Origin of the sequence: Propioniciclava coleopterorum (assembly GCF_011393335.1) — a bacterium.
Classification (GTDB): domain Bacteria; phylum Actinomycetota; class Actinomycetes; order Propionibacteriales; family Propionibacteriaceae; genus Propioniciclava; species Propioniciclava coleopterorum.
Window position 1 is genome coordinate 3,293,701 of the sequence record NZ_CP049865.1, and the last position, 12,803, is coordinate 3,306,503.

General features: G+C 72.7%; 11 protein-coding genes, 4 tRNA genes and 1 pseudogene. 11 read left to right on the top strand and 5 right to left on the bottom strand.

All coding sequences use genetic code 11. The features are described from left to right. The first annotated feature begins 328 nt into the window (after positions 1-328). Positions 329-2,250 (top strand): annotated as a pseudogene (gene dxs / locus G7070_RS15625) (1-deoxy-D-xylulose-5-phosphate synthase). Positions 2,251-2,267: 17 nt separating this feature from the next. On the opposite strand, the gene G7070_RS15630 reads toward dxs, so the two are convergent. From G7070_RS15630 to G7070_RS15650, 5 genes are all read right to left on the bottom strand, one after another. Continuing rightward, the gene (locus G7070_RS15630; protein ID WP_166234507.1) at positions 2,268-3,542 is read right to left on the bottom strand and encodes an HRDC domain-containing protein; all 1,275 of its coding nucleotides are present in this window, start codon (positions 3,540-3,542) and stop codon (positions 2,268-2,270) included. Beyond that, positions 3,539-4,099, bottom strand: a complete 561-nt coding sequence (locus tag G7070_RS15635) for a DUF3000 domain-containing protein (RefSeq protein ID WP_166234508.1) — start codon at positions 4,097-4,099, stop codon at positions 3,539-3,541. Before G7070_RS15635 ends, G7070_RS15630 begins: the two co-directional genes overlap by 4 nt. 112 nt (positions 4,100-4,211) lie before the next feature. Further along, positions 4,212-4,649 (bottom strand): peptide-methionine (R)-S-oxide reductase MsrB, encoded by a 438-nt coding sequence (gene msrB, locus G7070_RS15640; protein WP_166234509.1) that lies wholly within the window; start codon positions 4,647-4,649, stop codon positions 4,212-4,214. A 55-nt stretch (positions 4,650-4,704) separates the two neighbouring features. Further along, positions 4,705-5,496, bottom strand: a complete 792-nt coding sequence (locus G7070_RS15645) for a sirohydrochlorin chelatase (RefSeq protein ID WP_166234510.1) — start codon at positions 5,494-5,496, stop codon at positions 4,705-4,707. A 370-nt stretch (positions 5,497-5,866) separates the two neighbouring features. Continuing rightward, positions 5,867-5,938: transfer RNA gene (locus G7070_RS15650), tRNA-Val, on the bottom strand. A 160-nt stretch (positions 5,939-6,098) separates the two neighbouring features. Here G7070_RS15650 and G7070_RS15655 point away from each other — a divergent pair. The 10 genes from G7070_RS15655 to G7070_RS15695 all read left to right on the top strand — a co-directional run bounded on the left by G7070_RS15655 (position 6,099) and on the right by G7070_RS15695 (position 12,728). Continuing rightward, a tRNA-Gly gene (locus tag G7070_RS15655) sits at positions 6,099-6,171 on the top strand. A 41-nt stretch (positions 6,172-6,212) separates the two neighbouring features. Further along, a tRNA-Cys gene (locus tag G7070_RS15660) sits at positions 6,213-6,283 on the top strand. Position 6,284: 1 nt separating this feature from the next. Beyond that, a tRNA-Val gene (locus G7070_RS15665) sits at positions 6,285-6,360 on the top strand. Between the two features lie 109 nt (positions 6,361-6,469). After that, the gene (locus G7070_RS19050) at positions 6,470-6,799 is read left to right on the top strand and encodes a hypothetical protein (RefSeq protein WP_246227159.1); all 330 of its coding nucleotides are present in this window, start codon (positions 6,470-6,472) and stop codon (positions 6,797-6,799) included. A gap of 44 nt (positions 6,800-6,843) precedes the next feature. Continuing rightward, positions 6,844-7,959, top strand: coding sequence for a glutamate-cysteine ligase family protein (locus tag G7070_RS15670; protein WP_246227160.1), 1,116 nt, complete (start codon positions 6,844-6,846; stop codon positions 7,957-7,959). A 108-nt stretch (positions 7,960-8,067) separates the two neighbouring features. After that, entirely contained in the window at positions 8,068-10,104 is a 2,037-nt protein-coding gene (gene thrS / locus G7070_RS15675; protein ID WP_246227161.1) for a threonine--tRNA ligase, read from the top strand. Between the two features lie 58 nt (positions 10,105-10,162). Beyond that, positions 10,163-10,651 (top strand): HIT family protein, encoded by a 489-nt coding sequence (locus G7070_RS15680; protein WP_246228074.1) that lies wholly within the window; start codon positions 10,163-10,165, stop codon positions 10,649-10,651. After that, positions 10,651-11,466: a DUF881 domain-containing protein gene (locus G7070_RS15685; protein WP_166234513.1), complete on the top strand. Its 816-nt coding sequence runs from the start codon at positions 10,651-10,653 to the stop codon at positions 11,464-11,466. The genes G7070_RS15680 and G7070_RS15685 overlap by 1 nt, the downstream gene beginning before the upstream one ends. Positions 11,467-11,482: 16 nt before the next feature. Continuing rightward, positions 11,483-11,815 (top strand): small basic family protein, encoded by a 333-nt coding sequence (locus G7070_RS15690; RefSeq protein ID WP_166234514.1) that lies wholly within the window; start codon positions 11,483-11,485, stop codon positions 11,813-11,815. Then, the gene (locus tag G7070_RS15695) at positions 11,808-12,728 is read left to right on the top strand and encodes a DUF881 domain-containing protein (protein WP_166234515.1); all 921 of its coding nucleotides are present in this window, start codon (positions 11,808-11,810) and stop codon (positions 12,726-12,728) included. Before G7070_RS15690 ends, G7070_RS15695 begins: the two co-directional genes overlap by 8 nt. Positions 12,729-12,803 lie beyond the last annotated feature (75 nt).

Consider the following 12,803-nt stretch of genomic DNA (forward strand, 5'->3'; position numbering starts at 1 on the left):
GGCGTGCCGCGACGGCCTGGGCGGCGTCCGGGCGAGCCTGGGGGAGCTGGTGGACCCCCGGTGCTGGAGGCGGCGCTCGCCGCGTGGCACGAGCAGGAGGCGCTGCTGCGGCGGCGCCGACGCGAGGTCGCGCTGGTGGAGGAGGCGCTGCGGGGCAAGGTGTTCATCCGCAAGCTCTGAGCGGCCGCGGTGCGCTCGTGCGCACCGCCAGGAACATGGCCCCGGGGACGCCGGTCGCACGCAACGCCGTCATCCGTGGCCCACGGATGCACCCGCCCCGGAGCGTTGGCGGATGGCGTCGGGGCCCGACACGCCTAGAATCGATCCCATGTCGTTTCTCGAGGCGGTGCACGGGCCGCGTGACCTGCGGGCGCTGAGCGGCGCGCAGCTCACGCAGTTGGCCGAGGAGATCAGGGCCTTCCTGATCCGGAACGTGAGCCGGACGGGCGGGCACCTCGGCCCCAACCTCGGCGTCGTCGAGCTCACCCTCGCGCTGCACCGCGTCTTCGACTCCCCGCACGACCCCATCGTCTTCGACACCGGCCACCAGAGCTACGTCCACAAGATCATCACCGGCCGGCAGGCCGGCTTCCCCACGCTCCGCCAGCGGGGCGGCCTGTCGGGCTACCCCGACCGCGCCGAGAGCCCGCACGACTGGGTCGAGAACTCCCACGCGACGACGTCCCTGAGCTGGGCCGAGGGTCTGGCCAAGGGCTTCCGGCTCACCGGGGAGGACCGCACCGTGGTCGCGGTCATCGGCGACGGCGCCCTGACCGGCGGCATGGCCTGGGAGGCGCTCAACAACATCGCAGTCGGCGACGACCTCAAGCTCGTCGTCGTGGTCAACGACAACGGCCGCTCCTACACCCCGACCGTGGGCGGGCTCGCGACGCACCTCTCGACGCTGCGCACCGACCGCCGCTACGAGCCGACGCTGCGGCAGATCAAGCAGCGCGTCCGCTCGGCACCCCTGATCGGGGGGCCGCTGTACGACGTGCTGCACGGCTTCAAGACGGGCATGAAGGACATCCTGGCTCCCCAGGGGATGTTCTCCGACCTGGGGATCAAGTACATCGGCCCCATCGACGGCCACGACCAGGCGATGCTCGAGCGGGCGCTGGAGTCGGCGCGCAACTTCGGTGGGCCGGTGCTGGTGCACTGCATCACCGTGAAGGGCAAGGGTTTCCGGGCGGCGGAGGAGGACGAGGCCGATCGGTTCCACGCCGTGGGCCACATCGACGAGGAGACCGGCGAACCGCTCACCGCCGCGGCGCGCCGCACCTGGACCGACGCGTTCCGCGAGCACGTGGTCACGCTGGCCGACCGGCACCCCGAGGTCGTCGGCATCACCGCCGCCATGCTGCACCCCACCGGCCTGGACGCCTTCAAGGCCCGCCACCCCGAGCGCGTCTTCGACGTCGGCATCGCCGAGCAACACGCGGCCACGTCCGCGGCGGGGCTGGCCGCCGCCGGGCTGCACCCGATCGTCGCGCTGTACGCCAGCTTCCTCAACCGCGCGTTCGACCAGGTGCTCATGGACATCGCGCTGCACCGCCAGGGCGTCACGTTCGTCCTCGACCGCGCCGGCATCACCGGCCCCGACGGACCCAGCCACCACGGCATGTGGGACACGTCGCTCCTGCCGCTGGTCCCCGGCGTCCACCTGGCCGCCCCCGCGACGAGCCGCGCCTGCAGGACGCCCTCGACGTCGCCGTCACCATCTCGGACGCACCGTCGGTGGTCCGCTACTCCAAGGACCCGCTCGCCGACCCGCTGCCCGCCCAGCGCGCCACGCCCGCCGGCGACGTGCTGTGGGAGGAGCCCGGAGCGGCCGTGCTGCTGGTCGGCTACGGGCCGCTGGCCCGCACCGCCGTCGACGCGGCCCGTCTCGCGGGGGAGCAGGGCGTCCCGGTCGCCGTCCTGGACCCGCTGTGGGCCCTGCCCGTCTCGGGCGACCTCATCGAGGTGTGCCGTGGCTACGACCTGGTGGTCACCCTGGAGGACGGTGGGGTCACGGGCGGCCTGGGGGCCGCCCTGGCGCTGGCGTGCGGTCAGAACGGCGTCTGGACGCCGGTGCGGCCCCTCGGCGTCCCGCAGCGGTTCATCCCGGCGGCGAGCCGCGCCGAGATCCTCGACGACCTGGGCCTGACGCCCGAGGGCGTCGCGCGCAGCGTCGTCGACCTCGCGTTGGACCGCGCGGTCGTGCAGTTGTCCTCGCCCGCACCCGACGTGCAGCGCCGCCCCTCCTGAGCCGGCCGCGCGGGCCGCTAGATCAGGCCGGTGACGACCGGGACGACCAGCGCCCGCTGCCAGGGGCGCACCCCGAGGTCGGTCAGGAAGGCGTCCACCGACGCGGTGGTCGCCGGCGTCGGCGGCTCGAAGGCCAGCCTGCGCAGCGCGTCCGGGGCGATGAGGTTCTCCACCGGAACCGACCACGCCTCGGCGACCTCCATCGTCGCGGGACGCATCTTCGCCCAGCGCTCGGCCGCCTCGGGGAACCGGTTGGCCCACCCCTTGGGGTGCGGGGGCCCCTCGGCCGGCGGACGCTTGGCCGGCAACTCGGGGCCGGGCAGCGCCAGCGCGCGCTCGGTGGCGGCGAGCCAGTTGGCCTCGTAGCGGGCGGCCTGCCGCCAGCGGAAGCCCTCGACGCTACGGACGGCGTCGCGCGTCAGCGTGAAGTCGCGCGCCTCCGCGCGGGCCGCCAGCCCGCTGATGGCGCGGTCGGCGAGGATGCGGCCGGGGGCCTTGTCGAGGCGCTCGGCGAGTTCGTCCCGCTCCTCCCACAGGGCGCGCACGACGGCCAGCCCGCGGGGCGTGCGGACCTCGTGGGTGCCGGTGGTCCGCCGCCAGGGCTCGCGGCGCCGGTGCGGCTCGTCGCCCGCGTGCTCGGCCAGATGGGCGAACTCCTGATCAGCCCACTCCCGCTTGCCCGCGGCGTCCAGCTGCTCGGCCACCCAGTCGCGGAGCGGGACCAGCAGTTCGACGTCGAGGGCGGCGTAGTTGAGCCAACTGTCGGGCAGCGGGCGCCGGGACCAGTCCGATGCGGAGTGCTCCTTCGCCAGCGACATGCCCAGCGCCTGCTCGGTCAGCGCGCCCAGCGAGACGCGCGGGAGCCCGAGGAGCCGGCCGCCGAGCTCGGTGTCGAAGAGCCGGCGGGGGAGGAGTTGGACCTCCGCCAGGCACGGCAGGTCCTGCGTCGCGGCGTGCACGATCCACTCGGCGTCGCCCACCGCGTCGGCGAGGTCGTGCAGGTCGGCGCGGTCGGCGTCCCCGCTGAACGCGATGGGATCGAGCAGCACCGTGCCGGCGCCTGCGCGGCGCAACTGGATGAGGTAGGCGCGTCCGGTGTAGCGGAACCCGTGGGCCCGCTCGGTGTCGACCGCCAGCGGACCGGTGCCGGCCGCCAGCGCGCGCACCGTGGCGGCCAGCGCCTCGGGGGTGCGGACGACCTCGGGCACGCCGTCGGCGGGCGCCGAGACCAGCGTGTAGCTCGGGGCGTCCGGCTCGGTGGTGGACTCCGGTTCGGAGGGGTGGGGGCTCATCGACGCCTTCCGGGACGGTGCAGGGGGATGGGGACGACACCGTCGGGCAGCAGGGGGAGGCCCGACACCATGCACAGGAGATCCTGCCACGCCTCGATGTGCGCGACGATCCCGTCGCCCTCGGCGAGCACGGGCGTCCACGACGCCCGGATCTCCACCTCGGCGCGCCCCGGGTCGTCCTCCATCGAGCCGAAGGATTGCGAGGTGACGGCCGTCACCGTGCCCGAGGGCGCCACGTACGCGGCCCCGCGTCGGGCCAGCGCGTCCTCGAGCCAGGACCAGCCCACCTCGGCCAGCAGGGGATCGGCGACCATCTCGGGGTCGACGGCGGCGCGGGCGAACGTCACGCAGCGGAAGGTGCCGTCCCAGGCGGGGTTGCCGTCGGGGTCGTGCAGCAGCACGAGGCGTCCGTTGCCGACCTCGTCGTCCTGGTCGTCGACGTCCGCGGCGATCGCGACGGCCTGCGGCGCGATGCGCTGCGGGGCGGGGATCTCCTCGACGGTGAGCTCCGGCCGCCAGGCCATGCCCAGCAGGGCCGACGCCGCGTCGTCGAACATCTCGGTCTCACTCGCCCTTGGCCGCACACCAGCAGGCTAGGTCGCGCGGCGTGTCGGGCCGGGCTGGACGCGCCGGGCGCGGGCCAACCGGTGTCCGGCTAGGCGTCCTCGACTAGGACGCGGGCGCGTCCGCCGCGTCCGGTGCCCGGTGCACCAGGCAGATCGAGTTGATGCAGTAGCGCCGGTCGGTGGGCGTGTCGTACCCCTCGCCCTCGAACACGTGGCCCAGGTGGCTGTCGCAGGCCGCGCAGCGCACCTCGATCCGCGGCCGTCCCGGAAGGGACTCGTCGCGCAGGTACCGGACGCTGCCGTCCTCGGCGGGCGCGTAGAAGCTGGGCCAGCCGCAGTGCGAGTCGAACTTCTCCTCGCTGGTGAACAGTTCGGCCCCGCACGCCTTGCAGGCGTAGGTGCCGGCGTCGCGGAAGTGCTCGTACTCGCCGGTGCCCGGACGCTCGGTCGCGCCCTCGCGCAGCACCGAGAACTCGAAGGGCGTGAGCACCTCGCGCCACTGCTGCGGGGTGCGGACCACCGTGGGCTCCCGATCCGTCATGTCGTTCCTCCCTGACCGTGTGTCCTCCACGGTACCCGCGGCGGAGGCGCCGGCCTCAGGCGGTCGCGGCGAAGTGACCGTCGGCGGAGAAGTTGCCCTCGTCGTCGAACGCCAGCAGTTCCATGGCGGCGAACGCGTAGCGCGCCAGGACGATCTCGGCCACCTCCGGGGCGGCGCCCAGCGGGTCGGAGATCGCGATCGCCCCGCCGCGGCGGGCCTGGTCGGCCTGCACGGCGTAGCGCTCGTCGCCGGTGAGGAAGAACGACCCGACCGCGATGTGGCGGCGGCCCTGGGCCCGCAGGCCCTGGATCGCCTGGGCGACCGACGGGCCGGAGCCGTCGGCCACGGCCGTGAGGCAGGGGAGCCGGTGGTGCGTGGACCACTGCCGCGCGCGCCGCGCCAGCAGCGCGGTGCCGCGGACGTCGCCGGTGGTGGGCGAGCTGAGGATCAGGCCGTCCAACTCCAGGACGCGGGCCTGGGCGAGCGCCGTGCGCAGTCGCTGGTCGAGCACCGACAGCAGGGTCGCCTCCGGCCCGACCGGCCGGGCGACCTGGATGGTCAGCCCCGGCTGTTCGGTGGCTGCCTGGCTCACCACCCCGGAGAAGCGCGGGTCCACGTCGGCCGCGTTGACCAGGTCGAGCGGCACGAGCACGGCCTCCCGGACGCCGGCGGAGTGCAGCTTGCGCAGACTCTGGGCGATGTTGGGCACGCACGAGTCGAGGAACGTGATGGCGGGGCGGACCTCGGGGCGCATGCGGGCGATCTCAGCCTTGAGTGCGTGCGCGATGCGCACGACGCGCTGATCTCGGCTGCCCGGGGGAACCATGACGAGGGTTGGTGCGGTCACTGCCGTTACCTCCCGGTCTTGCGTGGATGGCCGGCGCCCTTGCCGCTTCAACATGGTCATCCTTACTGAAAAGTTGAGGCGCTGCCAATCGATGTGTCCCGTTGGTTGAGATCCGCCTCCATAATGTGAGACGCCCCGGTCGAACGCGGCGTCTCAGGCCGATTGCGGAGGCAAGTGAACGCCCCGCTTGCCGTGCGGCGTGCCGTCGCCGGTGGCGGCCGGGGGCTCGGCGCCACGGCTCGATCGCGCGCCAGCCACCGAGGTCGCCGGTGGTGGGCAGGCCGCTGTCCCGCGGGAAGCCTGGCGCGAGGACGGGGCTGGTGTTGAAAAGGGCCCCCGCCGGGACTCTCGTCCGGCGGGGGCCGTGCGGTGGGCGATACTGGGTTCGAACCAGTGACCTCTTCGGTGTGAACGAAGCGCGCTACCCCTGCGCCAATCGCCCGCGGAGGAAGACTGTACCTCACGGCGGCGGGGGTGAGGCAAATCGGGGACGCCGCCGCTCGCCCGGCAACCGCGACGCCCGCTCGTTTTGCTTTCGCCGTCAGGACCCGTATATGGTGTTCCACGCGCCGGACGGGCTGAAACGCCCCGAAGGAAAGCATGCGGACGTGGCTCAGCTGGTAGAGCATCACCTTGCCAAGGTGAGGGTCGCGGGTTCGAATCCCGTCGTCCGCTCGGAGAGGGCCTCGTACCTCTGTCGAGGCCGGTTCTTCACCGGTGGAGTGGCCGAGAGGCGAGGCAACGGACTGCAAATCCGTGTACACGGGTTCAAATCCCGTCTCCACCTCGGGCGGTTGGCGCAGTTGGTAGCGCGCTTCCCTGACACGGAAGAGGTCATCAGTTCAAGTCTGGTACCGCCCACCACGTCAAGGCCCCGCGTCCCCGCGGGGCCTTCGTCATTTCCGCAACCGGCCCGACCGCCCGCTGAGAACGCCCTCGACCGCGATACCCGGCGCGGGTCATACTCGCTGACATGGGCACGAACGTGGGCGCGCGCCGGTTCTCCCGCGAGGAGCGCCAGAACTACCGCCGAAAGGTGCAGGTCTGCCTCGACGTGCTGGAGCAGATGCTCGAGGAGCAGCGCTTCACCACCGAGGGTCACCGCATCGGGATGGAGATCGAGCTCAACCTCGTGGACGCGGACCACCAGCCGGCCATGGACAACCGCGACGTCCTCGCGGCCATCGCCAACGACGAGTTCCAGACCGAGCTGGCCCGGTTCAACATCGAGTTCAACGTGCCCCCCGGCGACCTGGGGGCGACAACCTGCTCACCCTGGAGGAGACGCTGCGGGCGTCGCTGAACGAGGCCGAGCGCCGCAGCTCGGCCCGGGGCAGCCACATCATCATGACCGGCATCCTCCCCACCGTGATGGCCGAGCACTTCAGCGGGGACTGGATGAGCGACAACGTGCGCTACGCCGCCCTCAACGATGCCGTGCTCGCCGCACGGGGTGAGGACATCCACCTGGACATCGACGGGCCCTCGGGGGAGCGGCTCGACGTCTTCGCGGACTCGCTGGCCCCCGAGTCCGCGTGCACGTCGCTCCAGCTGCACGCCCTGGTCGCCCCCGGCGACTTCGCCCGCTGGTGGAACGCCGCGCAGGTCGTCGCCGGCCCCCAGCTCGCGCTGGGCGCGAACGCGCCCTACGTATTCGGGCACGAACTGGAGGCCGAGAGCCGGATCGAGGTGTTCACCCAGGCCGCGGACACCCGACCGATCGAGTACGCCAACCAGGGCGTCCGGCCGCGGGTGTTCTTCGGGGAGCGCTGGATCACGTCGATCTTCGACCTGTTCGAGGAGAACTCGCGCTACTTCCCGGCGCTGCTGCCCGAGATCTCGCAGGAGGATCCGCGCGCCGTGCTGGCCGCCGGCGGCACCCCGCAACTGGCGGAACTCCGCCTCCACAACGGCACCGTGTACCGCTGGAACCGGCCCGTCTACGACCTCGTGGACGGGCGCGCGCACGTCCGGCTGGAGAACCGGGTGCTGCCCGCGGGTCCCACCATCGTCGACACCCTCGCCAACGCGGCGTTCTACTACGGCGTCCTGAACACGCTGGCCCAGGACGAGCGGCCGGTCTGGTCGCGGATGGCGTTCGGGACGGCCGAGTCGAACTTCCGGGCCGGCGCCCGCTACGGCATCGACGCCGAACTGTTCTGGCCCGGTCAGGGCGAGGGCCCGGCGTCCGAACTCGTGCTGCGCCACCTCCTCCCGCTGGCGCACGAGGGCCTGACGGCGTGGGGCGTCGCAGGCCCGGCCATCGACCGCTACCTGGGCATCATCGAGGCGCGCTGTCTCTCGGGGGTGAACGGCGCCGACTGGCAGGTGCGCAGCGTCCGGGCGCTGGAGGCCACCGGGATGGACCGCCGCGCCGCGCTCACGGCGATGACCGCCGCCTACGCCGCGGGGATGCACACCAACGAGCCGGTGCACACCTGGCCGCTGGCGACGCAGTTCTGAGCGGTCGCGCCGCGCGGCGACACCCGGTCCGCCCGGCGCCGGGCGATGCGGCAGAATGGGGGCGTCCGTGCGCGGGCGCGCCGCGCCCGCCGACCGAAAGGAACACCGGTGTCTTCTTCCATCACCATCCTGCGACCTGACGCTTCCGAGCAGCGCACGGTGGAGGGGACGACGACCGGGCTGGACCTGTTCGGGAACGACCGCACGGTCGTGGCGATGCGGGTCGACGGCGAACTGCTCGACCTCGCCCGCGAGCTGTCCGACGGCGACCGGGTCGAGCCGGTCACGTCCGACAGCCCCGACGGGCTCTACATCGTGCGCCACTCCGCCGCGCACGTGGCCGCCCAGGCGGTGCAGAACCTGCGGGCCGAGGCCAAGCTCGGCATCGGTCCGCCCGTGACCGACGGCTTCTACTACGATTTCCAGACCGAGCCGCTGACCCCCGAGGACCTCAAGGTGCTCGAGAAGGACATGGGACGCATCGTCAAGGAGCGGCAGCGGTTCGTGCGGCGCGTCGTCACCGACGAGCAGGCGCGCGAGGAACTGGCCGGCGAGCCGTTCAAGCTCGAACTCATCGGGCTCAAGGGCAACAACGCCGACGCCGAGGGCGCGGCCGTCGAGGTCGGCGCCGGAGAGCTGACGATCTACGACAACGTGCGCCGCGACGGCGCCGTCGCGTGGAAGGACCTGTGCCGCGGCCCGCACGTGCCGCACACCGGCTACCTGGGCAACGGGTGGGCGCTGACCCGGACGTCCGCCGCCTACTGGCGCGGCGACCAGGCCAACGCGCAACTGCAGCGCCTGTACGGCACCGCGTGGGCGTCCAAGGAGGACCTTCAGGCCTACAAGACCCGCCTCGAGGAGGCCGCCAAGCGCGACCACCGCAAGCTCGGCACCGAGCTGGACCTGTTCAGCTTCAACGAGATCGTGGGGTCGGGCCTGCCGCTGTTCCACCCCAAGGGCGGCGTCATCAAGCGCGAGATGGAGGACTACGTCCGCGCCCGCCACATCGCCGAGGGCTTCGACTACGTCGGCACGCCGCACATCGCCAAGGAGGACCTGTTCTACACCTCGGGTCACCTGCCCTACTACGCCGAGGGCATGTTCCCCCCGCTGCTGGAGGACGCCGAACGCGACGAGCAGGGCAACGTGGTCAAGGGCGGGCAGGCCTACCGGCTCAAGGCCATGAACTGCCCGATGCACAACCTGATCTTCTCCGCGCGCGGGCGGTCCTACCGGGAGCTGCCGCTGCGGTTCTTCGAGTTCGGCACCGTGTACCGCGACGAGAAGTCCGGCGTGGTGCAGGGGCTGACGCGCGTCCGCTCGATCACCCAGGACGACTCGCACAGCTACGTCACCAAGGAGCAGGCCCCCGACGAGATCCGGCACCTGCTGAAGTTCATCCTGGGCCTGCTGGCCGACTTCGGGCTGGACGACGTCGCGCTGGAGCTGTCCACCCGCGACGAGGACGGCAGGAAGAAGGACAAGTTCATCGGGTCGGACGAGCAGTGGGCCGAGGCGACCGCCGTGCTGGCCGAGATCGCCGAGGAGTCCGGGCTGCGCGTCGTGCCCGACCCGGGCGGCGCCGCCTACTACGGCCCCAAGATCTCGATCCAGGCCTCCGACGCGATCGGTCGGGTCTGGCAGATGTCGACGATCCAGTACGACTTCAACCAGCCCGAGCGGTTCGGCCTGCAGTACACCGCGCCCGACGGCTCCCACCAGCAGCCCGTCATGATCCACTCGGCCAAGTTCGGTTCGATCGAGCGGTTCATGGGCGTGCTGATCGAGCACTACGCGGGCGCGTTCCCGGCGTGGCTCAGCCCCGTGCAGGTCATCGCCGTCCCGGTCGCGGAGGCCTTCAACGGCTACCTGGCCGGCGTCGTGGACCAGCTGCGCGCGGCGGGCGTGCGGGTGGAACTGGACGACTCGGACGACCGGTTCGCCAAGAAGATCCGCAACGCCGCCAAGGAGAAGGTGCCGTTCACGCTCATCGCGGGCGGCGAGGACGCCGAGGCGGACGCCGTCTCGTTCCGGTTCCGCGACGGCAGCCAGCGCAACCAGGTGCCGGTCGCCGACGCCGTGGCCGAGATCGTGGCCTGGATCGCGTCGCGGCGCAACGACAGCCCGTCGGCCCAGGCATGAGCGCGGGGACGCCCGAGGGGCCGACGCCTTCGCGGGCGTCCCCGACGCCTTCGAGCGGCTGTGGACGCCGCACCGCATGGTCTACATCGACGGCGCGAACAAGCCCGCCGACGCCGGCGAGCACGCCTGCCCCTTCTGCCGGGCGCCAGGCCGCGACGACGCCGAGGGCCTGATCGTGGCGCGCGGCGAGACGTGCTACGTGGTGATGAACCTGTATCCGTACAACCCGGGGCACCTGCTGGTGTGCCCCTACCGGCACGTGTCGCTCTACACCGACCTGGACGCCGACGAGACCGCCGAGTTCGCGGCGCTCACCCAGCGGGCCATGCGGACGCTGCAGGAGGTGTCGCACCCCCAGGGCTTCAACATCGGCATGAACCAGGGCGCCGTGGCCGGGGCGGGCATCGCGGCGCACCTGCACCAGCACGTCGTCCCGCGCTGGCAGGGCGACTCCAACTTCCTTCCGGTCGTCGGCCGGACCAAGGCCGTCCCGCAACTCCTCGAGGACGCGCGCCTCCTGCTCGCCGAGGCCTGGGACCCGGCCTGATGGGGGCCCAGCAGAGCCCGCCGCGCGAGGAGGCGCCCCGCCGCCTCGACGCGTCGATGGACCTGCTCAACAACCTGCGGCGCGACGCCCTGGACCCCAGCTACGCCGAGGCGGCGGCCATCCACGGCGGCCGGCGGCGCGGCCCGGTGCTGTTCCCGGCGCTGCTGGTGGTGGGGCTGCTGTTCGGGCTGGCGGTGGCCTCCACCTGGCGCACCGCGCCGGCGGCCGCGCAGGACCGGGCGGCCGTCATCGAACGGATCAAGGCGACCGAGGACCGGATCGACGAGTTGCGCGGGCGCGCCGCGGGCCTGGGGGAGGAGGTGCGCGAGCTGCGACGCTCGGCGGGCACCCTCACGGCGTCCGAGCAGCGCCTGGCCGACGAGCTGGGGCCCGCCAGCGGGGCCGACCCCGTGACGGGTCCGGGCGTGCGGCTCATGCTCGACGACGGCGCCGACGCGGCCATCTCCGGCAGCCGGGTGGTGGACGCCGACCTGCGGATGGCCGCCAACGGCCTGTGGGCGGCGGGCGCGGAGGCGGTCGCGATCAACGGCCACCGACTCTCCTCGCGCACGGCGATCCGCAACGCGGGCGGCGCCATCACGGTCGACTACCGTTCCCTGACAAGGCCGTACACGCTGGAGGCGGTCGGCGACGTCGACGCGCTGCGCACCGGCTTCGCCGACACCGACGGCGGCCGGTGGCTCACCGGCCTGCGGGACCACTACGGCGTCGGGTGGCGCCTCGACCGGGCTGGACAGATCAGACTGGAGGCCGACCCCGGCCTCGGCGTCGACCGCGCCACCCCGGTCCGATAGGAGGAGAGAGGGAACCGTGTTCGCCATCCTGGGACTCATCGTGGGCATCGTGCTGGGCATCCTGCTGCAGCCAAGCCTGCCCCCGCAGCTGCAGCCCTACCTGCCGATCGCGATCGTGGCGGCCATGGACGCCGTCTTCGGCGGGTTCCGCGCCTACCTGGACCGCATCTTCGACGACAAGGTGTTCGTGGTCTCGTTCATCTCCAACGTCCTGATCGCCGCGCTCATCGTGTGGGTCGGGGACCTGATCGGCGTCGGCGCGCAGCTCTCCACCGCCGTCGTGGTGGTGCTCGGGATCCGGATTTTCACCAACGTGGCCGCCATCCGACGCAAGTTGTTCCATGCCTGAGCCGCGCGATCCCGACGCGACGACCGCGCCTGACGCGAGGCCCGAGCCCGCGCCCGACGCGACGCCGGCGCCCGAGTCTGAGCCCGCGCCCGAGGCGACGCCGGGGGCGGCCGCGCCGGACGACCGGGCGCGCGGGGAGGACTTCGGTGGCGCGCCGGTCGACGATCGCACGGCGCAGACCCCGACGGGCCCGATGCCCCCGCGCACCTGGCGCGAGATCGGGCGCGACATCGTGCGCCCCGGCCGCTCGCAGCTGATCTTCGCGCTCATCCTGCTGCTGTGCGGCCTCGCCGTCACGATGCAGCTGACCGCCCAGCGCGACCAGCGCTACACCAACCTGCGCCAGGACGAACTGGTGGCGATGCTGGACGACGTGAGCGCCGAGACCCGGCGGCTGGAGTCCGAGGTCGGCCAGCTCGAACGCACCCGGGACCGCCTCGCCAGCGGGGCCGACGCCGACCAGGTGGCGCGGGAGGAGGCCCACGAGCGGCTGGACGCCCTCGAACTCCTGGCCGGCACGGTGCCGGCTCGCGGGCCCGGGGTCGAGATCACCATCGATGACCGGTTCGGCAAGGTCACCCCCGAGGTGCTGCTCAACGTGATCGAGGAACTGCGCGACGCGGGGGCCGAGGTGCTCGCCGTCGACGACGTGCGGCTCGTCGCGAGCAGCGCCGTGATCGTGAGTTCCGGGGGAGCCCTGCAGATCGACGGGGTGACGCTGCGGCGTCCGATGACGATCCTGGCGATCGGCGACGGGCCGACGCTCGCGGAGGCGACCCGGTTCCGCGGCGGGCTGGTGAGCACGATCGAGGGCGACCGGATCAAGGGGCACGTCACGGTCAAGGAGCGGGACGTCATCGACATCACGGCGACCGCGACCCCGCGTCCACTGCGGTACGGGCGCCCGGGCTGACCGGTGATCCCGTCCCCCGGGGCGGCACGGGCGTCGGTTTGTGATTAGGCTGGCGTCACACGATGCGGCCAGGGC

What these genes read in the sequence shown, in the direction of transcription:
- G7070_RS15685 (WP_166234513.1), top strand. Translation starts at nt 10,651, where the DNA reads ATGGGGGCCCAGCAGAGCCCGCCGCGCGAGGAGGCGCCCCGCCGCCTC.
- G7070_RS15630 (WP_166234507.1), bottom strand. Translation starts at nt 3,542, where the DNA reads ATGAGCCCCCACCCCTCCGAACCGGAGTCCACCACCGAGCCGGACGCC.
- G7070_RS15695 (WP_166234515.1), top strand. Translation starts at nt 11,808, where the DNA reads ATGCCTGAGCCGCGCGATCCCGACGCGACGACCGCGCCTGACGCGAGG.
- G7070_RS15635 (WP_166234508.1), bottom strand. Translation starts at nt 4,099, where the DNA reads ATGTTCGACGACGCGGCGTCGGCCCTGCTGGGCATGGCCTGGCGGCCG.
- G7070_RS15670 (WP_246227160.1), top strand. Translation starts at nt 6,844, where the DNA reads ATGACCGGCATCCTCCCCACCGTGATGGCCGAGCACTTCAGCGGGGAC.
- msrB (WP_166234509.1), bottom strand. Translation starts at nt 4,649, where the DNA reads ATGACGGATCGGGAGCCCACGGTGGTCCGCACCCCGCAGCAGTGGCGC.
- G7070_RS19050 (WP_246227159.1), top strand. Translation starts at nt 6,470, where the DNA reads ATGGGCACGAACGTGGGCGCGCGCCGGTTCTCCCGCGAGGAGCGCCAG.